At 52.2% G+C, this 20,749-nt stretch carries 22 protein-coding genes and 1 pseudogene; 13 read left to right on the top strand and 10 right to left on the bottom strand.

The genetic code is table 11. The annotated features are described in order from the left end of the window. Window positions 1-105: 105 nt before the first annotated feature. The 3 genes from uvrB to DW806_RS01510 all read right to left on the bottom strand — a co-directional run bounded on the left by uvrB (window position 106) and on the right by DW806_RS01510 (window position 3,522). A complete protein-coding gene (uvrB, locus tag DW806_RS01520; RefSeq protein WP_243022611.1) occupies window positions 106-2,025 on the bottom strand; it encodes an excinuclease ABC subunit UvrB in 1,920 nt (639 codons plus the stop codon). A gap of 57 nt (window positions 2,026-2,082) precedes the next feature. Further along, window positions 2,083-2,787: a JAB domain-containing protein gene (locus DW806_RS01515; RefSeq protein ID WP_158578257.1), complete on the bottom strand. Its 705-nt coding sequence runs from the start codon at window positions 2,785-2,787 to the stop codon at window positions 2,083-2,085. 135 nt (window positions 2,788-2,922) lie between these two features. Then, window positions 2,923-3,522, bottom strand: a complete 600-nt coding sequence (locus DW806_RS01510) for a GNAT family N-acetyltransferase (protein ID WP_117751379.1) — start codon at window positions 3,520-3,522, stop codon at window positions 2,923-2,925. A gap of 260 nt (window positions 3,523-3,782) precedes the next feature. On the opposite strand from DW806_RS01510, the gene DW806_RS01505 reads away from it, so the two are divergent. From DW806_RS01505 to DW806_RS01485, 5 genes are all read left to right on the top strand, one after another. Beyond that, complete coding sequence (locus DW806_RS01505) at window positions 3,783-4,337, top strand: DUF4364 family protein (RefSeq protein WP_158578256.1); 555 nt, start codon at window positions 3,783-3,785, stop codon at window positions 4,335-4,337. Window positions 4,338-4,342: 5 nt separating this feature from the next. Further along, a complete protein-coding gene (locus DW806_RS01500) occupies window positions 4,343-4,711 on the top strand; it encodes a CidA/LrgA family protein (RefSeq protein WP_147357269.1) in 369 nt (122 codons plus the stop codon). After that, window positions 4,704-5,396: an LrgB family protein gene (locus DW806_RS01495; protein WP_110435260.1), complete on the top strand. Its 693-nt coding sequence runs from the start codon at window positions 4,704-4,706 to the stop codon at window positions 5,394-5,396. The genes DW806_RS01500 and DW806_RS01495 overlap by 8 nt, the downstream gene beginning before the upstream one ends. 109 nt (window positions 5,397-5,505) lie before the next feature. Then, a complete protein-coding gene (locus DW806_RS01490) occupies window positions 5,506-6,783 on the top strand; it encodes a glycosyl hydrolase family 18 protein (RefSeq protein WP_118728885.1) in 1,278 nt (425 codons plus the stop codon). Between the two features lie 152 nt (window positions 6,784-6,935). Next, complete coding sequence (locus tag DW806_RS01485) at window positions 6,936-7,481, top strand: CAP domain-containing protein (RefSeq protein ID WP_118728884.1); 546 nt, start codon at window positions 6,936-6,938, stop codon at window positions 7,479-7,481. A gap of 50 nt (window positions 7,482-7,531) precedes the next feature. On the opposite strand, the gene DW806_RS01480 is transcribed toward DW806_RS01485, so the two are convergent. Next, complete coding sequence (locus DW806_RS01480; protein WP_118728883.1) at window positions 7,532-8,551, bottom strand: DUF4179 domain-containing protein; 1,020 nt, start codon at window positions 8,549-8,551, stop codon at window positions 7,532-7,534. Next, window positions 8,548-9,030, bottom strand: coding sequence for an RNA polymerase sigma factor (locus DW806_RS01475; RefSeq protein ID WP_227108921.1), 483 nt, complete (start codon window positions 9,028-9,030; stop codon window positions 8,548-8,550). Before DW806_RS01475 ends, DW806_RS01480 begins: the two co-directional genes overlap by 4 nt. Before the next feature lie 485 nt (window positions 9,031-9,515). Here DW806_RS01475 and DW806_RS01470 point away from each other — a divergent pair, with 485 nt between their 5' ends. Next, entirely contained in the window at window positions 9,516-9,926 is a 411-nt protein-coding gene (locus DW806_RS01470; RefSeq protein WP_118285485.1) for an RrF2 family transcriptional regulator, read from the top strand. Between the two features lie 30 nt (window positions 9,927-9,956). Beyond that, a complete protein-coding gene (locus DW806_RS01465) occupies window positions 9,957-10,502 on the top strand; it encodes an NADH peroxidase (protein WP_110435265.1) in 546 nt (181 codons plus the stop codon). A gap of 97 nt (window positions 10,503-10,599) precedes the next feature. On the opposite strand, the gene DW806_RS01460 is transcribed toward DW806_RS01465, so the two are convergent. The 5 genes and pseudogenes from DW806_RS01460 to DW806_RS15580 all read right to left on the bottom strand — a co-directional run bounded on the left by DW806_RS01460 (window position 10,600) and on the right by DW806_RS15580 (window position 14,218). Beyond that, window positions 10,600-10,743, bottom strand: a complete 144-nt coding sequence (locus tag DW806_RS01460) for a FeoB-associated Cys-rich membrane protein (protein WP_117751385.1) — start codon at window positions 10,741-10,743, stop codon at window positions 10,600-10,602. Between the two features lie 13 nt (window positions 10,744-10,756). Beyond that, window positions 10,757-13,141, bottom strand: coding sequence for a ferrous iron transport protein B (gene feoB / locus DW806_RS01455; protein WP_118728882.1), 2,385 nt, complete (start codon window positions 13,139-13,141; stop codon window positions 10,757-10,759). Between the two features lie 248 nt (window positions 13,142-13,389). Beyond that, a pseudogene (locus DW806_RS01450) lies at window positions 13,390-13,524 on the bottom strand (IS256 family transposase); the annotation flags it as partial. Then, the gene (locus DW806_RS01445; RefSeq protein WP_147358064.1) at window positions 13,485-13,874 is read right to left on the bottom strand and encodes a replication initiator protein A; all 390 of its coding nucleotides are present in this window, start codon (window positions 13,872-13,874) and stop codon (window positions 13,485-13,487) included. The gene DW806_RS01445 and the pseudogene DW806_RS01450, both read right to left, overlap by 40 nt. 38 nt (window positions 13,875-13,912) lie before the next feature. Beyond that, window positions 13,913-14,218 carry a plasmid mobilization relaxosome protein MobC gene (locus DW806_RS15580; RefSeq protein ID WP_243022607.1) on the bottom strand — a complete coding sequence of 102 codons (306 nt, stop codon included), beginning with the start codon at window positions 14,216-14,218 and terminating at the stop codon, window positions 13,913-13,915. On the opposite strand from DW806_RS15580, the gene DW806_RS15350 reads away from it, so the two are divergent. The 6 genes from DW806_RS15350 (at window position 14,207) to DW806_RS01410 (ending at window position 20,575) form a co-directional block, all read left to right on the top strand. Beyond that, window positions 14,207-14,521, top strand: a complete 315-nt coding sequence (locus tag DW806_RS15350; RefSeq protein ID WP_199677242.1) for a hypothetical protein — start codon at window positions 14,207-14,209, stop codon at window positions 14,519-14,521. The two genes, DW806_RS15580 and DW806_RS15350, sit on opposite strands and share 12 nt — an antisense overlap. Before the next feature lie 126 nt (window positions 14,522-14,647). Further along, on the top strand, window positions 14,648-14,851 hold the full coding sequence (locus DW806_RS01435; protein ID WP_118722653.1) for a DNA-binding protein: 204 nt from the start codon (window positions 14,648-14,650) through the stop codon (window positions 14,849-14,851). A gap of 574 nt (window positions 14,852-15,425) precedes the next feature. Beyond that, window positions 15,426-16,115, top strand: coding sequence for a response regulator transcription factor (locus DW806_RS01425; protein ID WP_118728879.1), 690 nt, complete (start codon window positions 15,426-15,428; stop codon window positions 16,113-16,115). Continuing rightward, the gene (locus DW806_RS01420) at window positions 16,112-17,362 is read left to right on the top strand and encodes a sensor histidine kinase (protein ID WP_243022606.1); all 1,251 of its coding nucleotides are present in this window, start codon (window positions 16,112-16,114) and stop codon (window positions 17,360-17,362) included. The genes DW806_RS01425 and DW806_RS01420 overlap by 4 nt, the downstream gene beginning before the upstream one ends. A 112-nt stretch (window positions 17,363-17,474) precedes the next feature. Beyond that, window positions 17,475-18,149 (top strand): ABC transporter ATP-binding protein, encoded by a 675-nt coding sequence (locus DW806_RS01415; protein ID WP_117489470.1) that lies wholly within the window; start codon window positions 17,475-17,477, stop codon window positions 18,147-18,149. After that, the gene (locus DW806_RS01410; protein WP_118728877.1) at window positions 18,146-20,575 is read left to right on the top strand and encodes an ABC transporter permease; all 2,430 of its coding nucleotides are present in this window, start codon (window positions 18,146-18,148) and stop codon (window positions 20,573-20,575) included. Before DW806_RS01415 ends, DW806_RS01410 begins: the two co-directional genes overlap by 4 nt. Window positions 20,576-20,749: the final 174 nt, after the last annotated feature.

The raw sequence follows: 20,749 nt of genomic DNA, 5'->3' as shown, positions 1-20,749 counted from the left end.
TTTTCCTTATCACAAAAATAATGGAGAATTGAAAATTGTGGTGATGTGCTTTGCACGTTTATTGATTGCCGCGCAGCGGCGTACCTCATTATCCATTCTCAATTTTCAATTTTCCAACGCCTTTATCTGATCACGGAGCTGTGCTGCGATCTCAAACTCGAGCATCTTCGCGGCTTCCTTCATCTGGCGGGTCAGGCGGGCGATTTCCTGCTGTTTTTCGCCCTTGCTTCGCAGCTTTTTCTTGCTGCTCGAGGGCACATTCGAGGTGATCTCGATAACATCCTGTACCTTTTTATGCACAGACCTGGGGATAATTCCGTGTGTCTTATTGAACGCATCCTGCAGCGCACGGCGGCGCTCGGTCTCGTCCATCGCGCGCTTCATCGAGGGCGTGATGCTGTCTGCATACAGCACGACCATGCCGTGCTCATTTCGTGCGGCGCGGCCGATGGTCTGGATGAGCGAGGTCTCCGACCGGAGAAATCCCTCCTTGTCCGCATCGAGAATGGCAACGAGCGACACCTCAGGAATGTCGAGACCCTCACGCAGCAGGTTGATGCCGACAAGCACATCGTACACGCCGAGACGCAGATCGCGCACCAGCTCCTGCCGCTCGATGGTCTTAACATCGTGGTGCATGTAGCGCACCTTGATGCCTGCGGTTTCGAGGTAATCAGTCAAATCCTCGGCCATTTTCTTGGTGAGTGTGGTGACAAGGATGCGTTCGCCCTTGGCGGTGCGGGCGTTGATTTCTCCAATGAGATCGTCGATCTGACCATCAACCGGACGGACAACAACCTCCGGATCGAGCAGACCGGTCGGGCGGATGACCTGCTCGACCACCTGACCCGAGCGCGACAGCTCGTACTCGGCAGGCGTTGCGGAAACATACACAATCTGGTTCAAACGGTCGTTAAACTCATCAAAATTGAGCGGGCGGTTGTCATACGCGCTCGGCAGGCGGAAGCCGTTTTCGACCAGGCTTTCCTTGCGGGCGCGGTCGCCGTGGTACATGGCGCGCACCTGCGGAAGCGTCACATGACTCTCGTCCACGATAAGCAGAAAATCCTTCGGAAAATAGTCGATGAGCGTATACGGCGCACTTCCCGGCGCACGCCGCGACAGTACGCGCGAATAGTTCTCAACGCCCGAGCAGAAGCCGATCTCCTGCAGCATTTCAATGTCGTAGCGGGTGCGCTGCGCGATGCGCTGGGCCTCGATCAGCTTGCCGTTTTCCTCGAAGTATTTTACGCGCTTGTCGAGTTCTTCCTCCAAATCCTTGATGGCTTCCTCCAGTTTTTCCTTGGGCGTGACGTAGTGGCTCGCCGGGAAAACAGCAATATGACCCAGTTCACCGAGCGAAACACCGGTCAGCGGGTTAATACGGCTGATGCGGTCCACCTCATCACCGAAAAACTCGATACGGACAACATCCTCATCCGAGTATACCGGCCAGATTTCCACCGTGTCGCCGCGCACGCGGAAGCGGTTGCGCTCGAACGCAATGTCGTTGCGCTCATACTGAATCGCAATCAGGCGGCGAATCAGCTCATCACGGCTCATCTCCATGCCCGGACGGATGGAAATCACCATGCTTTTGTAGTCGATCGGATCGCCGAGTGAGTAAATGCACGACACGGACGACACAATGATCACATCGCGTCTCTCGCTCAGCGCCGAGGTCGCAGAGTGGCGCAGGCGGTCAATTTCATCATTGATGGCGGAATCCTTCTCAATATAGGTGTCGGTCGAGGCGATATACGCCTCCGGCTGGTAATAATCGTAGTAGGATACGAAATATTCTACCGCATTCTCGGGAAAAAATTCGCGCAGCTCGGTGCAGAGCTGTGCGGCCAGCGTTTTATTGTGCGCGAGCACCAGCGTCGGGCGCTGGGTCTGCTCGATGATGTTCGCCATGGTGAACGTCTTGCCTGAGCCGGTAACGCCCATCAGCGTCTGCTCGGTCAGACCGTTGTTGATGCCCTCCACCAGTTTGGCCACCGCCTCCGGCTGATCGCCTGCCATTTGGTAGGGGCTGTGTATCTTAAATTCCGGCACAGAGCGTACCTCCTTTTTTGTCACTCAGTATCTTTTTCGCAAGCTGCCGCTTCTTAATCGACCGATAGATGTGAAATTGCTGCGTGCCACAACACAGTGATCGACCAGCTCCAAACCCAGTTCGGAGAGCGTGCGCTGCAGGCGGTCGGTCATATCAAAATCCTCCTGCGAGGGTGTCGGCGTGCCGTTCGGATGATTATGCGCCAGCGCAACGCCTGCCGCACCGGCCATCAAGGCACCGCGAGCGATCTTGTAGCTGTCCACCTGCACCCGCGCATGTCCGCCGCGGGCGATCTCCTCGCACTTGAGCACACGCCCCGCGCCATCCACATAGGCGGCCAGCAGCACTTCCTCCCGCTCGGCGCACAGCTGCGGCACGAAATATGCGCCGATGCGGTCATAGGTGTTCAGTTTATCGGTAAACTGCTCCATTTTCGCCACATCCGCCTGATAACGGTGAAACAGGGCAAAGCACAGGTGCAGCAGCTCCGCCGAGCGCGGACCGACGCCTTCGACCGTCTGCAGCTCGTCCTCGGTTGCCTCGAGCACCGCATGCAGTGAACCAAACCGCTGCATCAGCCGGTGTGCTGTCGGGTTGGTGTCGCCCTGCCGCACCGCAAAATACAGCAGCATCTCCAGCACCTCGTGGTCGCTGAAGATCTCCAGTCCGAACCGGCGTAATTTGTCCAGCATGCGCTGGCGATGGCCCATATGCGGGTTATCCGGCATCTGCATTCCCTCCCCCTGTACAAAATTGAGAATGGAGAATTGAAGATTGAAAGCAGTATCGCACTCTGCGCGATTGTTTAATACGCCGCTTCGCGGCGTTGCCTGAGTTCTCCATTATCCATTCTCAATTCTCCATTAAAAATGAATCTTCTCCACCGCCTGGTTGAGCGCTCTGGTTACCAGCGGACTGTCCTTAATCTCCGGGAACGGAACGGTCGGCTGCGGTGCGCCGTCATGCGGACGCAGGCTCTTGCCCATCCAGAGGACATCGCGCCACTGACCGAATTTATACATGCTTTCCTGATATGCGCCCGAGATGATAAAGCCCATGGCTTTATGGAACTTCATCGACCGCTCATTCGGTGAAGTAATGCCGACGTAGATATTATAGTATCCCTGCATCGCCAGCAGTTCAAACAGCGCGGCGTAAATCGCACCGGCGATACCGTGGCGGTGCTGCTCCTGTGCAACGTAGATGGACGTTTCGACCGACCACTGATAGGCAGCGCGGGTACGGTGCGGCGCAGCATAGCCATAGCCAACGACCTCGCCGTCAATACGGCAGACCAGCCACGGCAGCTTTTGGGTATAGGTGCGCCACCGGCGGGTAAACTCCTCTATCGAAGGAGCATCGTACTCGCTCGACACAGTGGTTTGAACAACATACGGCGCATACAGCGCAAGCATCTCGGCAATATCTTCTTCCTCTGCAGGACGCAGAACAACTTCCGGCATGATTTTTTCCTCGTTTCGACATAATCTCGATATAAGTATACCGCATTCATTTTTTATGTTCAATAGGAGATTATCAAAAAATCGCACATTTGTTCGCCTTGTATCTGCTGATTTTTTTACAGTATAATTCTTGCCGTTCTATATAATATTCTTTGTCATTTCAGCCGATTGCATTTTGCCCTGCCGAGTAGTATACTATGAAAAGCACTGACGAAAACGGCGTTTCGCCCTGCCGGGGAAGAGAAGGAGGCATCGCGCATATGGTTCGCTACGGTTTTATCCATACCAAAGAGGATATCAAGTTTCTGGTCCTGTTCGCCATGGATCTGCTGCCATTTCCGGTCAGCTTCAGCACCATTGTGGACTTAACGACCTGGTGCGACGAAGGCTTTGGCTACTTCGAGCTGAGCGAGGCTTTCTACGAGATGGTCCCGACCGGGCACATCGAGGAGATCCCCGACAAAGGAGAAACCCTGTACGCCATCACCGAAAAGGGACGCGAGGCTACCCGCATTTTCGAGAAGCAGCTTCCCTATCCGGTCCGCGAAGCCGCACAGCGCTCTGCGCTGCGTGTCGTCCGCCAGATTCGGCGCGACGCCGGCATCCACACCGCCGTCACCGAGCACGGCCCGAACGACCTGACCGTCCGCATGGAAATGGAGCAGGTGTTTGCAGTGGAAATGAACGTCGTCAGTCACGGACAGGCTGCCATGCTCGAGCGTACCTTTAAGGAAAACGCCGAGGCCGTCTACCAAACATTGCTCACCGCAATGACCAAAAACTACGCAAACGAGAAAGAAGCGCAAAAACCTTGAAACACATGAAGCAACTCGGTGTGCTGCTTGCCTGCTGTGTCGGCGGCTCACTGCTCTCCCTTTTACTCCGCGGTCTGCTGCCCGGCAACGTGCTCGGTCTGACCCTGCTGCTCGCCCTGCTCATCTTCGGTGCGGTTCGTCTGCACCATGTAGAGAGCGTAGCGGATTTTCTGCTGCAGAACATGGCGTTTTTCTTTCTGCCCGCCATGCTGGGCGTGCTGGAAATCTGGAACGACATCAAAAGCGAAGCACTCGCCATCCTTGCCGTCTGCCTGCTGACCACGCTGTGTACTGCCGCTGCTACCGCACTGACCGTACATATCGTGTTCCGTCTGCAGCACCGTGAAACCGAGGAGGCGTTCGACCATGACTGATCTTCTCTCCTCCTCGCAGTTCTGGCTGCTGGTTTCCATCGGTTTTTATGCGCTTGGCGTAGAGATTCAAAAGAAAACTGGTTCTGCGGTCTGCAATCCGCTGCTGATTGCCTCGATTCTGGTCGGTGCGCTGCTGATCGCAACCGGCACCCCCTACCAGACCTATGAGGAATCCGGCAAGCTGATTTCGTTCTTCCTGACACCGGCAACGGTAGCGCTTGCGATCCCGATTTACCGCAAGCTGGATGTACTGCTGAAAAACCTGCTGCCCATCCTGCTCGGTGCGTTCGTCGGCTCGATGGTATCCATCGGCAGCGTGCTGCTCTTCAGCCATCTGTTCGGTCTGAGCGAAAGCACGACGCTTTCTCTCGTGCCGAAATCGGTAACAACTCCGATTGCGGTCGCGGTAGCCGAAATGCTCGGCGGCGTAACCTCCATCACCGCGATTGCGGTTGTCATCACCGGCATCATCGGCGCGATCATCCTGCCGACCTTCCTCAAGTGCATCGGCGTGCGCAATCCGGTGCAGATGGGTCTGTCCATCGGCACAGCATCTCACGCAGTCGGTACCTCGCGTGCCATTGAGCTGGGTGAGACCGAAGGCGCGATTTCCGGTCTGGCGATCGGCGTTGCCGGTCTGCTGACGGCACTTATCGTGTCGATTGGCTCGGCAATTCTGTTATAATTGAAAATGGAGAATGGAAAATGTCGCTATCCTTGCGCGATACCCTAATTCTCCATTCACAGAACCACCTTTTCCCTGCATAAAATGCAGGAAGAAAGGTGGTTTTTCTATGGTGATCCATGTTGTTCGGCCGGGTGATTCGCTGTACCGCATTGCGCAGCTGCACGGTATTCCCCTGCCGTTCCTCATCCAGCAGAACGAGCTGCACGAACCGTACCGGCTTACGCCTGGGCAGACCATTGTCGTTCCGCAGCCGGAAAAAACGTACATTGTCCGCCGCGGCGACACGCTCGGCAGCATTGCCGCGCAGAACAGCACAACCGTGATGCAGCTGTGGCAGAACAATCCGCAGCTTGGCGGCACCGACCGCATTCAGCCGGGGCAGATGCTTGTACTCAGCTATGGAAATAAGCTGGGACGCTTTGCGGTGAACGGCTACGCCTATCCGAGCATCGACCTGCGCGTTCTGCGCCGAACACTGCCCTATCTGACGTACTTATCCGTATTTTCCGTCGGTTTTGACAACGCCGGACGCATTTTACCGTTCTCCGCCGAGCTGCTCGTGCGCATGGCGCGGCAGTATCAGGTAAAGCCTTTGCTCGTTCTGACAACACTCGGCGAGGACGGGCAGTTCTCCGGCGAACGTGCCCACCTGCTGCTGAACACCCCGACGGCTCGCGCGGCGCTGATCGAAAATCTGGCACAGGTACTGGCCATGCAGGGCTTCGCCGGTGTGGACATCGACTTTGAGTACGTGCCGCCGGAGGACGCGGACGCATATGCCGCGTTTGTCCGCTCGGTCCGCGAGCGGCTCTCGCCTGCCGGATACACGGTCTTCGCGGCACTCGCGCCTAAAACCTCCGCCGCGCAGCAAGGTCTTCTGTATGAGGCGCACGACTATGCCGCGCTCGGCTCTGCGGCGGACCGTGCCCTGCTGATGACCTATGAATGGGGTTACACGCTGTCCGCTCCGATGGCGGTCGCGCCGATTAACAAGGTAGAGCAGGTCGTGCGGTTTGCCGTGTCGCAGGTGCCGCAGGATAAGCTGTTCATGGGCATCCCGAACTACGGCTACGACTGGACGCTGCCCTATGTGCAGGGACAGTCGCGCGCCCGCAGTCTGGGCAACGTGCAGGCCGTCGAGCAGGCGATTCAGGTCGGTGCGCCGATTCGCTATGATGCCACGGCACAGTCTCCGCACTACAACTACTGGCGCGACCGTGCCGAGCACGAGGTCTGGTTTGAGGATGCGCGTTCTATCCGTGCCAAGTTGGCGCTTGCCGGAGAATATCAGCTGGCAGGCGTCAGCATCTGGAATATCATGCGGTATTTTCCGCAGTTGTGGCTCGTGCTGAACAGCCTGTACGACATCGAAAAGCTGGGATAAAATTCACCAAACCGACCGAGTTTTCCCTGTTTCGGTCGGTTTTTGCCGTATTCCGGCAGTTTCTCCTTGGATTTCCATTGCAAAACGGTTACAAAACCCGCTATCATACGGTGCATGGGAATTTCCCGCAAAATCCAAGGAGGTATCTACCTATGAAGTTCAAGAGACTCGTGCCGCTGGCACTTGCGCTTGTCATCGCATCCACCACTGCTGCAGAAGCCGCACATCTGCAGCAGAACCGCTTTTCGTTCGTCGTGCGTCCGAATTACACGCAGACGGTCAGCCGTCCTTTGGCGAGCAAGCCCTCACAAAGCACCGCCGCGAACAGCAGCTACGCCGCGCAGGTGGTCTCGCTGGTAAACGCCGAACGTGCCAGACAGGGACTGCCCGCGCTGACCATCAGCACCACGGTGCAGCAGGCGGCGCAGACCCGCGCCGGAGAACTGCAAACCAGCTTTTCGCACACGCGCCCGAGCGGCGCATCCTGCTTTACCGTGCTGACCGAGGCCGGCGTTTCCTACGCGCGTGCCGGCGAAAACATCGCCTATGGTCAGAGCACGCCGGAGGCTGTTGTGCAGTCGTGGATGAACTCGTCCGGCCACCGCGCGAACATTCTCAGCAGCAGCTTCACCTCGATCGGCGTCGGCTGTACCGTTGTGAACGGAACCGCATACTGGGCACAGCTTTTCACTGCATAAACGCAAAACAGACCGCATTTGCGGTCTGTTTTGCTCTATCCTGCCGTTTATCACGAGAGCGGATATACCTCGCTGTTGATGGTGACCGACTGCACATTATCCAGGTCAAATGCACGCGCAAGCACCGCAATCTCGGTGTCGATACGGTCGGTGTCCTCGGTGGAATTGAAACCGTAAGTGTACAATGTCCGATCGATATCGGCGTTTTCATCCAGAATAACGTACTCCGAGCCGTCCTTCAGCTGCACGCTCAGCGTATCCACATCATCCACCGTGCAGTGCATATCCGCGTTGCGGATGCGAATGCCGATCTGCGACAGAGTTACATCACCGTCTGCGCTCGTCAGGTACGGCATCTGCTGAAATTCCGGCAGATCGACCGCCAGAACCGTCTTTGCGGTACCCGCTCCGTCCGCACGCACGGTCGTTTTACCCGGCTCGAGCGCCTCCAGACGGAGCGGCTCTCCCTGCCTGTAATCGCTTGAAATCGCAAACGCACCTTCTAAATAATAGTCGTTGTCGGTCGAACGCGCGGTATCGAGGTAAAACTCGCCGCCGCAGAAGCCGCTGTCGCCGTACATCACCTCGAAATCAAGCTGTCCCTCCTCGGCATAGCACGAGGACAGCGTGGACCATGTGATGTCTGGCTTGTTCTGATAGCTGTCGATCAGGTGCGCCAGCGTGAACGGCTTTACGCCGTCCTGCTTTTTGTTTGCAAGGTGCAGACTGATCACGCCCGTGCCCGCGCTTTCGTCAAACAGCACGGATTCTACGGACAGGCGGTAGCTGTCGTTCTCGTCGGTCAGCCTGGTGCTGTCCGCCGTCTGCACATACCCTTCGAGATTCGCGTCTCCGCCATTCGGAAACAGCAGTGGAAACCAGCTCTGTGCATTCGCGGCGAATGCGGTTCCGCCGATGCACAGCGCTGCCGCCAGTCCGGCGCAGACGATTTTCTTCGCTGAGAAACGGCGTACCGGCTTGCTTTCTCGCTCGGGCAGGCTGTCCAGTGCCCTGCGGACACTGCGGTCAAATTCTTCGGTCATTTTCGGGAAATCATTATGGCTCATCATGCGAAGCACGCTCCTTTCAAGTCCTTGCGCAAATGCTCTCTTGCCGCTCGGAGACGAGTCTTGACCGTGTTTTCCGGTATGCCGAGCATTCCGGCAATCTCACGGGTCTTGAAGCCCTCTAAGTAGTACAGCTCCACCGGCAGGCGCAGCTTTTCCTCCAGTGCGGTGATGGCGGCATACAGGTCGCTGTGATCATCAGCCGCAGGCGCCGGTATCGCCTCTGCAGCAGCCGCATCATACGGCGCAAGCCGCTGCTGACGGCGCAATATCGTGCTGCACTCGTTGATGAGTATGCGGACCAGCCACGTTTTGAAATACCGCGTGCTGCGCAGCGAATCCAGCTGCTCCCACGCCCGCAGGATTGCCTGCTGCGCCGCGTCAGCACAGTCATGCTCGCTGCGGAGCATGGTTTTCGCTACGCGGTACAGCGTAGGCTCGGCTGCCAGCACCGCGGAGGTAAATTGCTCTCTATCCATCATAAGCGAATTCTCCTTTCCGAAAGCGTCCGGACAGCGCAGACAGGTTTCGTCAAAAGCGCTTCCTGTCTGCGGCTTTCATCTATTAGACGGTTCGGTGCGGCAAATGGTTTTGTGAAAGGGAAAATTTTTCGTACTTGCATTTTGCATTACCTATTATACAGTACAAGCGCACAGAATGAAATCGGTGCAAAGATTCAAAGCGCATTTCCCCATCGTATCGCACAATACAAATGAATAAAGGAAGAATGCTGAATCTCCACGTTCATTTTCCATCCTCCATTCTCCATTCCTGAACCGATAGACAAAAGTCTCCCGCCATGGTATACTGTCCTTATCTGGTATAGTTAATCCGATCCAAAAGCAAGTTACTTATTGATAACTATTATCAAATAAAAAATATTATTTATTTTTAAGAAAACCTATTGACATTTTGGCACAACACGGTTATACTAAAGTTGTTCCAAGGAGAGAAAGGAAGGAACGATTTGAGAATCACACATGAAGCGGATTATGCAATTCGTGTGACCTATTGTCTGGCACTTGCAGGCGAAAAGCAGTGCGCGAAGGATATTTCCGAGGCAACCGGCGTAACACTCCGGTTTGCGCTTAAAATTCTCCGCAAGCTGACGCAGTCCGGTATTACAAAATCCTATAAGGGTGTTGCCGGCGGCTATGAGCTGAACCACTCCCCATCGGAGATCAGTCTCGGCGCGATCATCGAATGCATTGATGGTCCGATCGCCATCAATCACTGCCTTGCAAATGAGTTCCAGTGCACACACATGGGTACCCAGAATGAATGTGATTTTCATCGCGTGTTCTCGGAGATCAATCGGTCTCTGCGCGATCAGCTTTGTTCGATAACAATGGATCGTTTCCTGCCCCCTCAAAAATAAATTTGTTCAACGATACAGGAGGAAAAAATCATGAAAAAGTTTGTTTGTTCCGTATGTGGTTATGTATATGAAGGCGAAGCAGCTCCGGCAGAGTGCCCGATCTGCCACGCACCGGCAGAGAAGTTCAAGGAGCAGGCTGGCGAAAAGACCTGGGCTGCTGAGCACGTTGTAGGCGTTGCACAGGGCGCTCCGGAGGACATCATGGCTGACCTGCGTGCTAACTTTGAGGGCGAGTGCTCCGAGGTTGGTATGTATCTGGCAATGGCTCGCGTTGCACACCGCGAGGGCTATCCGGAAATCGGCCTGTACTGGGAGAAGGCTGCATTCGAGGAAGCAGAGCACGCTGCTAAGTTCGCAGAGCTGCTCGGCGAGGTTGTAACCGACTCCACCGAGAAGAACCTGCAGATGCGTGTAGACGCTGAGAACGGCGCAACCGCCGGCAAGTTTGATCTGGCAAAGCGCGCTAAGGCTCTAAACCTCGACGCGATCCACGACACCGTACATGAGATGGCACGCGACGAAGCCCGCCACGGCAAGGCTTTCGAGGGTCTGCTGAAGCGTTACTTCAACAAGTAATTGAGATTATTCAGAGGGTGGGCAGAAGGCCTGCCCTCTTTTTTCAGAAACCGATAAACAGCAGCCTGTCCGCTCTTGGAGCGGACAGGCTGCTGTTTTATCTGTGTTTTTCGCTTTTGCACTGCACGGGACAGCCGGAGCAGTGTCCGGAACAGCCGGACGGATGCTTTTTCATCGAACGGAGCGCGGCAAACAGCGCAATGCCGATCAATGCCAGAATCAAAATGGTGGGAAGATTCATATACCGTGTCTCCTTATGCCAAGCCAAATGCCAGACCGACACAGCGGACGGCAAAGGCAATGAGCCATGCGATCACGCATTGGGTCAGCGCAGTCGTGATGGCAGCCCGTGTGCTGCCCATCTCACGCTTTACGGTGGCGATTGCCGCAACACAAGGGGTGTAGAGCAGCACGAATACCAGAAATACGACCGCGGTAAACGGCGTAAACAGGGTGCTGATGCTGGATACCTCGCCGCCGAGCAGCAGCGTCAGCGTGGATACAACGCTTTCCTTTGCGGTAAAGCCGGTAATCAGGGCGGTGGACACACGCCAGTCCGCAAAGCCGAGCGGTGCAAACAGTGGTGCAAAAATGCTGCCCAGCGCAGCCAGCAGGCTGCTTTCCGGCATAGACACCACATTAAAGCGTGCATCGAAGGTCTGCAGGAACCAGATTACGATAGAAGCGGCAAAGATGATGGTAAATGCCTTCTGGATAAAGCCCTTTGCCTTTTCCCAGATAAGGTGCACAACACTTTTGGCACTGGGCAGACGGTAATTCGGCAGCTCCATGACGAACGGAACCGGTTCGCCCTTGAAGCGGGAGACCTTCAAAATGACCGCATACAGGATGCCGCAGAGAATGCCGAACAGATACAGGCCTATCATAGCAAGCGCACGATACCGCCTGGGGAAAAAGGCGCTGATCATCATGGTGTAGATGGGCAGCTTGGCCGAGCAGCTCATAAACGGGGTAAGTAAAATCGTCATGCGGCGGTCACGCTCACTGGACAGTGTACGGGTAGCCATAATGGCCGGAACCGAGCAGCCGAAGCCGACCAGCATCGGCACAAAGCTGCGGCCGGACAGTCCCAGCTTGCGGAGCGGCCGATCCATGATAAAGGCCACACGCGCCATATAGCCGGTGTCCTCCAGAATCGAGAGGAAGAAGAACAGCGTTACAATGGTCGGCAGGAAGCTGAGTACGCTGCCAACGCCGTTTGCGATGCCGTCTACAACGAGCGAGTGAACAACGGGATTGATCTGCAGGGCAGATAACCCGGCATCCAGCCACGAAATGCAGGCATCGACCAGAACGGTCATGCCGTCGGACAGCCATGCGCCGATCCAGCTGAAGGTCATGATGAAGATCAAACCCATGATACCGGCAAAGCAAGGGATAGCGGTGTATTTGCCGGTCAAAAAGCGGTCGATCGCCATACTGCGTTTATGCTCTTTGCTCTCGTGCGGGCGGACGACTGTTGTGCTGCACAGGTTTTCCAGAAAGCTGAACCGCATGTTTGCCAGCGCCGCTTCGCGGTCCAGACCGGAATCCTTCTCCATGACAGATACGATCTGGTCAAAAGCGGAGCGATTGTCATCGGACAGCGCGAGCGCCTTTTCGATGAGCGGGTCCTTTTCGATCAGCTTGGTGGCGGCAAAGCGCACCGGCAGATCGGCTCGTTTGGCATTCGGCTTGATCATCAGGGCGGTTGCATGGATGCATCGGTGAACAGCGGCGACCGGATCGTTCTTGTCGCTGCTGTCCTGGCAGAAGTCGATGCCTCTGGGTGTCTCCTGATAGCGGGCGATGTGGATCGCGTGGTCGATCAGCTCATCAATGCCTTCGTTCTTTGCGGCTGAGATTGGCACTACCGGAATGCCGAGTGCCTGTTCAAGCTCATTTACATGAACGGTGCCGCCGTTTGCACGGACCTCGTCCATCATATTCAACGCCAGCACCATCGGAATGCCCAGCTCCATCATCTGCATGGTCAGGTAGAGGTTTCGCTCAATGTTGGTCGCGTCTACAATATTGATGATGCCGTCCGGCTTGTTGTCCAGCAGAAAGCTGCGGGTTACGATCTCCTCGCTGGAATATGGTGACAGCGAATAGATGCCGGGCAGGTCGGTAACGGTTGCCTCCGGATGGCTGCGAATCGTGCCGTCCTTGCGGTCCACCGTAACACCGGGGAAGTTGCCGACATGCTGGTTGGCACCGGTCAGCTGATTGAACAGCGTCGTTTTGCCGCAGTTCTGATTGCCGGCAAGCGCAAATGTCAGTTTTTTATCGGCAGCCGCGGCTTTGGCGTGCTCATAAATGTAGTAGTCCTTGGATTTCCTGAGCTCGCCCATGCCGGGGTGCGCCGCAGGACGGTGGCGTACCTGTCCAGCGGAAGGCTTTTTTGTTCGCTGATACGGCGTGCCGACTTCGATCTTCCGCGCTTCATCCAGGCGCAGGGTCAATTCATAGCCGCGCAGCTCAAACTGCACCGGATCCCCCATCGGAGCGACCTTCTGCAGCGTGACCTCGGTCTGCGGCGTCAGTCCCATATCGAGCAGGTGATGGCGTAAGGCTCCGCTTCCGCCTACTGCGGTGATCTTCGCACTTTCATGCGGTTTCAGTTTATCCAATGTCATATCTATATCTCCTCGCGGCTTCGTGCCGTCGACAGTTTTGCTCTATACTCGTAGACTATTATTCTCCTATGAGCGGGAGTTGTCAATGTTTATTATACAGCAATCCTGCCGATTGTGCACACGCAACACACGGATGACATCGAGAATTACGAGGAACATAACGCCAACGGGGGCGGAAGTCAAGGGGCACCCTCGTTCATTGGGGTCTCGCCGGCGATAAAGCGCCCCTTGACCTTCGAGCCGGGTTGTTAATCAGGCATCCGATCCTCGAAGTAGATTGCCAGCTGGGCATAAATCATGCTCCAGTCCTGTCTGCGGCCAGTCCACTTTTTCGTGATGTCGATCATTGCCAGATACAGCATTTTGAAAAAGCTGTCATCGGTTCGGTCTTACTATGTTCTTTATACTCTGCATCAGTATTACTTGTGGGCAATTTCTGCCCCATGCAAGGGGAAGAAACCTGCACCCTGTCCGGGATTTGCAGAAAGATGCGGTTCGCCTGATTCCAGCCCTGACGTACGCGGGTGATCAGCCCGGCATTTTCCAGCTCCCGCAGGGCGGTTTTGACCGTCCGCTCACTCCGGTCAAGGTCATCCGCCATCTGCTTGATCGTATAGATCACATACACATTCCCATCCTCGGACACCCAGCCGCTTTTCTGGGAAAGCGTAGTGCGGTTGAGCAGAAGCCCATATAGCAGCTTGGCGTTGATGGAATATTCGCCCGCCAGCATGAAGCGCGGCAAGGGAATGAACGGCGGCAATGCGGTATTCAGTTTGAAATAGATTTTTCATCACATCCTCTCTGGTCTGGTGTGATACGGCTGCTATGGCGGTTTTCTGTTAGGTCCGCGAGGGGAGTACGCAGCTGTGCCACCCTTTTTTGCCCTCTTTGACTGATAATGCGGACAAATAACGACAACCGCCCGGAAACTCTGCTTGCAATCGTGGACGCAGCGGCGGCTAACTTTTTCTGCTCGGTGTAATCGACCTTGATGATGTACCCGTCAATCAGCATTTTCCGGACATATGCGCCGAAGTTGCGGGTGCCAAGCTGGTTCATCTTGTGGCGAACCATGCTCAATTCCTGCTCATTCAGGCAGATTTCTTTGCGGATGGGTCGCGTGCGGTCTGGCATATCAAAGAACTCCTTTCACTTTACAACGGACATTTCTTCGTCGAAACGCAGGTATCGAAACGAAAGATTTTCAAAAAATATGCGCCCCTGCTTTTGCAAAAGCGGGAGCGCGTTGTATTTGCGGATATGAGATTTGAGAGAGTAGCAAGCACATCCGGTGTCCGTACACACCGGAAAAATGAGCGTTTCAGCCTTGCAGCCGATACGCCCATTTTGATTTTTGGGGAAGCCCCAAACCCTTGATTTTTAAGTTGTAGATACTTTCTGGGCTTTTCCGAAAAGCCCTTTCTTTTATTCGCTTTGACGATTATAATTATACTGTGATTTTATAAGCAGACGCAGAACTGAACTGCAACAGGAGTACCGCCCATGAAGTATTTATCTATCGCGCAAACCGCCGAACGCTGGGGTATCTCCACCCGCCGTATTCAGATTTTGTGCGGCGAGGGGCGCGTCCCCGGTGCGATCCGCATTGGCTCGGTCTGGGGGATTCCAGAGGACGCAGAGAAGCCAGCGGACGCGAGAATCAAGAACGGCAAGTATATCAAGAAGCCCGTCGAAAACGAAAAATGAGCCGCATCATGTCTCAACGGAAAACATTCTGCCGGACGAGCAAGGTGTTGCTTGCTTTGGCACGACTGATTCTTCAGAGCGAGTGACATATTTTCAAGCGGAGGACGTGCTTGTTAGCAACATCCGTCCATATTTCAAAAGGATGTGGTTCGCAACAACTTCGGGCGGGTGTAACGCCGATGTCCTGTGTTTTAGAGCCTTGGACAAGAAGTACGCATACCTTCTGAAATCCATCATGTTTCAAGATGGATTCTTCGATTATGTCATGTCAGGGGCAAAAGGAACAAAAATGCCTCGTGGTGACAAAACTCACATCATGCTGTACCCGATCCCGCTTTTTTCCGAGACACAGCTCCTGAAATTTATTGAATATAATAAAATTAGTTTTGGGGAGGGAGGGTGAATGCGGTCCCTTTCCCGCGTCAGCCGGAAGCAAAGGTATAGCACACTAGACTTTCCTGCGGAAAATCGTGTGCCAACAGGAATGCAGAATTCGCCTGAATCAATAAAAGCATTTGCAGTATTTGATGTAACGTTTAACATATATAGCTAAGACGGAAGGGTGGTTTGAATTATGCCAAATATCCTTGTGGTTGAGGATGATGAAAATTTAAATCGTGGAATTACATTTTCACTGAAAAAATCCGGATATGAGGTTTTTTCAGCAGAATCAGTGAAAAAAGCGAAAAGAATTGCAAGTGATAATAATGTGGATGTTGCCATTTGTGATGTGAATCTTCCGGATGGGAATGGATTGGAATTTGTAAGGTGGATGAGATGCAATTATAATACATACATTATTTGTCTTACCGCACTAGATCAGGAGATGGATCAGGTCATGGGATATGAAGCAGGGGCAGATGATTATATTACAAAGCCGTTTAGTCTTTCGGTACTTCTTTTGAAAATAGAAGCACATTTCCGCCGCAGACAGGAGAAAACAGAAGCCGGAAAGATGATTTCGGGAGATATCGTATTTAGCGCAGGAGAAATGAAAGTCCTGATAAAGAGTCGTGAAATCAGTCTGACAAAAACGGAGTTGAAAATGCTGACTTTTTTTCTTCAGAATCCGAAACAGATTCTTTCAAAAACACAAATATTGGAAAATGTGTTTGATCTGGAAGGGGATTTTGTGGATGAAAATACAATCGCTGTCAATATCAGAAGACTCCGTGAGAAAATCGAAGACAATCCGGCTGCACCGGTCTATATAAAGAATATCAGAGGTCTTGGGTATATATGGAATCAGGAGGTAAGTCAGTGACGAAACGACATCGTAAAAAGTGGGTTGATGCCTTGTCACTGGTGCTGCCGGTTCTACTCTTTTTTGCGGTATTGAACTGCTTTACCACCTATTTATATTATCAGGATTATCAATGTAAAATGGATATCCTGACAGAAGTTGCGGCGGGCGCAGAGACCACCGGCATGGATGTTGCCGCAGGATGGCTGAAAGGAAACGACCATCAAGCCAATGAACAAGGTAAGCAATTATTAGAGCAATACGGGTACTGGGAAAACAAAGGGACTTCGTTTTATGTGCGCTTCCGGCAGAATATCATGATAACCGGCTGTACAAGTGCAGTGCTATGTCTGTCTTTGCTAACGTTCCTGTTTTACCGGAAGAAGGTTGAGGCGAAAGAAAGTCGGAAACGATTGGAGCAGCTAGAGCAAATCCTGATTGCATTTCGAGAAAATCACTTTGAGGTAGTGCCGGACACAGAAGATCATGTCGGGCAGGAAAGACTGAAATTTCAGCTTGAAGCAATCGGACATCATATCCAGCTGCTGCAAGAGGAAGCCAGAGCGGAGAAGGAAAGCACAAAGGAAATGGTATCCGACATTTCCCATCAGCTGAAAACCCCGGTTGCAGCCTTGGATACCTGCTTTAGCATATTGCTGCGGAACAATCTGAGTGAGACGGAGCAACAGGAATTTCGCATCCGATGCCGGAGTGCATTGGACGGATTGGAAACATTGTTGCAGTCTCTGCTGGAAATATCCAAACTGGAGACAGGTTTGATTCAGCTTGATCAGAAAACACTTCCCATTATGGATACGATCATCTCCGCAGTAAACCGAACGTATCCAAAGGCAGCGGAGAAAGGGATAGAACTTATTTTCGACTGCAACGAATCACTGGAGCATTGTGCACTTATGCAGGATAAACGTTGGCTTGGAGAAGCAATCATTAACGTTTTGGACAATGCCATCAAATACAGCCCAGAACATTCAAAAATCACGATCCGTCTACAAAAAAGAACCGGCTTTGTGAGAATTGAGATCGAGGATCAGGGAATCGGAATCCCGCAGAGTGAATACCATAAAATATTCCAGCGGTTTTACAGAGGGACTGCGCCGGAAGTCCGCGAAAAGAGCGGAACTGGCATCGGTCTGTATCTGTCCAGACAGATTATTGAGCAGCATGGTGGGACAATCACGGTAGCCTCCGGCAAAGTCAGAAAAGGAAGTACATTTTTGATTCAGCTGCCGGAGAATGGACTTTCGTAGAGATGATGAGCAGAAGTCTTTCAAATCTGTAAGACTTCTGCTCTCTTTTTGAAAGTGAAATGAAAGGTTCCTTTGATACAATGCTGGTAAATAAGAAAAGGAGGCCATTGGAGTGGGCGTGATATTAGAAACGAATCAGCTTTGCAAATTTTATGGGACGGGGGAAAATCAGGTCAAAGCCGTCAATCATGTGAATATCCAGATTGGGCAGGGAGAATTTGTCGCCATTGTCGGAAAATCCGGCTCCGGAAAAAGTACCCTGCTGCATATGCTGGGCGGGCTGGATACACCAACCAGCGGCAGCGTGATCTTGTCTGACAAGGACCTGTATTCCATGAAGGAGGATCAGCTTGCCGTTTTCCGGAGAAGAAAGATCGGATTTGTATTTCAGGCATTCAATCTGGTATCCTCCATCAATGTGTGGGAAAATATCGTTCTTCCGTTGGGGCTTGACGGAAAAAAAGTGGATAAAGCTTATGTCAATGATATTATCACCACACTGGGTCTTGAACACCGGATTCATAATCTTCCGAATACTCTCTCCGGAGGACAGCAGCAGCGCGTTGCGATTGCAAGAGCCTTGGTAAACAGACCGGAGATTTTGCTTGCGGACGAGCCAACCGGAAATCTTGATTCCAAGACAAGTGACGAGGTGATCGCGCTGCTGAAAATGAGCGCAAAAAAATATGGACAGACGATTGTAATGATTACTCATGATGATGAGATCGCGCAGGTTGCTGACCGTATTTTAGTCATCGAGGATGGACAGGTGGTGGATTTTAATTGAGGACGATCAGCAAAATTGCATTCAGCAACGACAAAAGAAATCGGACAAGAAGTGTCCTCATTATGACGGCGATTTGCCTGACTACCATGCTTCTGGTCATTATCAGTACAATTGGAAATGGACTAATCCTCTTACAGAAGGATCAGGCTGCAAGCTCATACGGAAGCAACTACGGCCTGTTTATCGCCGCAGATGGTACGCAATTAAAAGAAGTGGAACGCAGAGCTGAGATATCTGATATCGGCATCATGTGTACGGAGGGCATCCTGAAAGGAAATGAAAATGGCGGCTTTGTCAGTGCGGATGAAACGGTCAGGAAAATGCTTCCCTATAATCAGGAATATGTGTTGAAGGAAGGTACCTATCCGGAAAAGGCGCAGGAAATTGCCGCAGGACGTGCTTTCTTTGATGCAGTGGGATACCATGATGTAAAGGTCGGAGACACCGTAACATTGGAGTACCGTTCCGGCATGCAGTCGGAATACGCACCGGTGGAATTTACTGTCAGCGGGATTTTATATGACCGGGATGAATATACCATCGAGGCTTCCTATGTTGTATTTGGTTCGCAGGATTTTTATAATGAGCGTGTTGCGGAGGGTGACAGGCAATATAATATCTATTTTACCTTGAGCGATTCTGCAAATGTATCTATGAATAATGTTGCACCTGTTATAAAAGAAATCGCGGATTCCTGCGGCATTGACCAGAAAAACGTGAGCATCAATGACCTCTACCTACAGTGGGTATTGCAGCCGAGCTATGAAATGATTGCGGTTTGTGGAACCCTGATCCTCGGAATCGTGCTGTTTTCCGTTGTGGTCATTTATAATATCTTCCATGTCGGGATCGCCCAGAAGGTTCAGGAGTACGGAAAAATCAAGGCGCTGGGTGCAACCAGAAAGCAGATGAAGCAGTTGATCTTTCGTGAGGGCATTCTTCTGGCGGTTCCTTCGATACCGCTGGGGCTGCTGTTTGGTTTCCTGATTGCAAAAGTCAGCTTCAACTGGCTGGTGGAACAGGGAAATCTGGTATCGTCCGGAATCAAGAACCATCAGGTGCCTCTGTTTTCACTGACAATTATGCTCATCTGCATTTTTGTATCGTTTCTTACGGTCGTTTTGGCTCTGCGCAAACCCATGAAAATTGTTTCCCGGATTTCACCCATCGAAGCGACACGGTATCTTGGCGGCTCCAAAACGCAAAAACAGGGCAGACGAAAAGGCAGAAAAGATGTCACCGTTTTCTCCATGGCAATGGCAAATGTGACAGGCAATCCGAAAAGAACCATTGCTACGATTCTTACCATGGGGCTTTCCTGTGTATTGTTTGTAATTATCGCTAATTATGTAGGAAATATTGATACGGAGCATGAAGCACGTCTTTCCGTTAATCATGGACAATTTGAACTGCAGCTGGATTATTCCCAGAATTATGATGAAGCCTATTCGGAGAATAATCTGGACACAATCCTACAGAACAACCCACTGAATGATTCTTTGATTAAAGAAATCAAATCCATCCCCGGTGTAACGGATGTACTGACGAGAGAAATCGTCTCTGCAGATTTGAACGGAACAAAATTTCCGGTTGCAATCGTAAATCAAGAGGATTTTGAAATGATGCGCGGGGATGGCGATATCGGTTCCATGGACTATGCACAGGCTGTCAAAAACGGGGATGTTTTCTTTGGCTGGTCCATGTGGATGGAAGCTGACGGGTATTCTGCGGGTGCACCGATTACATTCAACTTTGATAACGGAAGCGGAACCTATACCTATCATGGGAAAATCGCAGGCTCCTTTGTAAGCGCGGACACTTATCTGGTCATTCCGGAAGAAGTATACCGCTCTGTAAATCCGAAAGGGACATCTTATGGATACCTGTGGGTGGATTGTGATAAAAAAGATGTTGCATCTGTGGAACAGAGTCTGAATACTTTGATTTCTAATACTTCGCATATAAAAATGGATACCTATCATGCACAGTTACAATCTGCAGAATACGCAAGCCGTATGATGAAGCTTGGCTGCTATCTGTTCATGGCAATTGTCGGTCTCATTGGGTTTATGAATCTGGCAAACACCATGATCATCAATATCACCACGAAGAAGCAAGAATACGGTGTGCTGCAAGCGGTAGGCATGACCAATAAGCAGTTGAATCTGAGCTTACAAATACAGGGCTTGATTTTTACGGTTGGCACCATCTGCGTCGCACTTGCTGCCGGTCTGCCCCTTGGCTATGCACTGTTTTCCTATGCGAAGCATAATGGGATTTTTGGAATGAACGTTTATCACGTTCCTCTTATCCCGATTCTTGTTATGATTCTTCTGGTTGGTATTCTACAAATTGTGCTTTCCTGTGTTTTAAGCAGTAATCTGAAAAAGGAAACGCTGGTTGAAAGAATAAGGTATCAGGGATAGTAGATTCTATAAAAAGCAAGCTGCCGCTCAAGATGGGCGGCAGCTTACCTTTATAGTGATTCAAACATAAAAGTCAAATTTTGCGAGGACCCGCCATCGTCTCAACCTTGTCCGTTCTTCCTACAAAGAACAGGTCAACGGCTATTTTTAGCCCTAACTGATCAAAGATCCCCA

The sequence above is a fragment of the Butyricicoccus sp. AM32-19 genome, assembly GCF_003480365.1.
Lineage (GTDB): Bacteria > Bacillota > Clostridia > Oscillospirales > Butyricicoccaceae > Agathobaculum > Agathobaculum butyriciproducens.
Note: the sequence above shows the minus strand (reverse complement) of the source record. Positions and strands in the feature narration are given on the sequence as shown.

Excerpts from the sequence above, each read along its gene's own strand:
- DW806_RS01485 (WP_118728884.1), top strand. The coding sequence starts at position 6,936 with ATGAAGTTCAAGAGACTCGTGCCGCTGGCACTTGCGCTTGTCATCGCA.
- DW806_RS01425 (WP_118728879.1), top strand. The coding sequence starts at position 15,426 with ATGCCAAATATCCTTGTGGTTGAGGATGATGAAAATTTAAATCGTGGA.
- DW806_RS15580 (WP_243022607.1), bottom strand. The coding sequence starts at position 14,218 with ATGGTTCGCCACAAGATGAACCAGCTTGGCACCCGCAACTTCGGCGCA.
- DW806_RS01505 (WP_158578256.1), top strand. The coding sequence starts at position 3,783 with ATGGTTCGCTACGGTTTTATCCATACCAAAGAGGATATCAAGTTTCTG.
- DW806_RS01490 (WP_118728885.1), top strand. The coding sequence starts at position 5,506 with ATGGTGATCCATGTTGTTCGGCCGGGTGATTCGCTGTACCGCATTGCG.
- DW806_RS01495 (WP_110435260.1), top strand. The coding sequence starts at position 4,704 with ATGACTGATCTTCTCTCCTCCTCGCAGTTCTGGCTGCTGGTTTCCATC.
- DW806_RS01475 (WP_227108921.1), bottom strand. The coding sequence starts at position 9,030 with ATGATGGATAGAGAGCAATTTACCTCCGCGGTGCTGGCAGCCGAGCCT.
- DW806_RS01435 (WP_118722653.1), top strand. The coding sequence starts at position 14,648 with ATGAAGTATTTATCTATCGCGCAAACCGCCGAACGCTGGGGTATCTCC.
- DW806_RS01445 (WP_147358064.1), bottom strand. The coding sequence starts at position 13,874 with ATGCTGGCGGGCGAATATTCCATCAACGCCAAGCTGCTATATGGGCTT.
- DW806_RS01500 (WP_147357269.1), top strand. The coding sequence starts at position 4,343 with ATGAAGCAACTCGGTGTGCTGCTTGCCTGCTGTGTCGGCGGCTCACTG.
- DW806_RS01510 (WP_117751379.1), bottom strand. The coding sequence starts at position 3,522 with ATGCCGGAAGTTGTTCTGCGTCCTGCAGAGGAAGAAGATATTGCCGAG.
- uvrB (WP_243022611.1), bottom strand. The coding sequence starts at position 2,025 with ATGGCAGGCGATCAGCCGGAGGCGGTGGCCAAACTGGTGGAGGGCATC.
- feoB (WP_118728882.1), bottom strand. The coding sequence starts at position 13,141 with ATGACATTGGATAAACTGAAACCGCATGAAAGTGCGAAGATCACCGCA.
- DW806_RS01480 (WP_118728883.1), bottom strand. The coding sequence starts at position 8,551 with ATGATGAGCCATAATGATTTCCCGAAAATGACCGAAGAATTTGACCGC.
- DW806_RS01465 (WP_110435265.1), top strand. The coding sequence starts at position 9,957 with ATGAAAAAGTTTGTTTGTTCCGTATGTGGTTATGTATATGAAGGCGAA.
- DW806_RS01460 (WP_117751385.1), bottom strand. The coding sequence starts at position 10,743 with ATGAATCTTCCCACCATTTTGATTCTGGCATTGATCGGCATTGCGCTG.
- DW806_RS01515 (WP_158578257.1), bottom strand. The coding sequence starts at position 2,787 with ATGCCGGATAACCCGCATATGGGCCATCGCCAGCGCATGCTGGACAAA.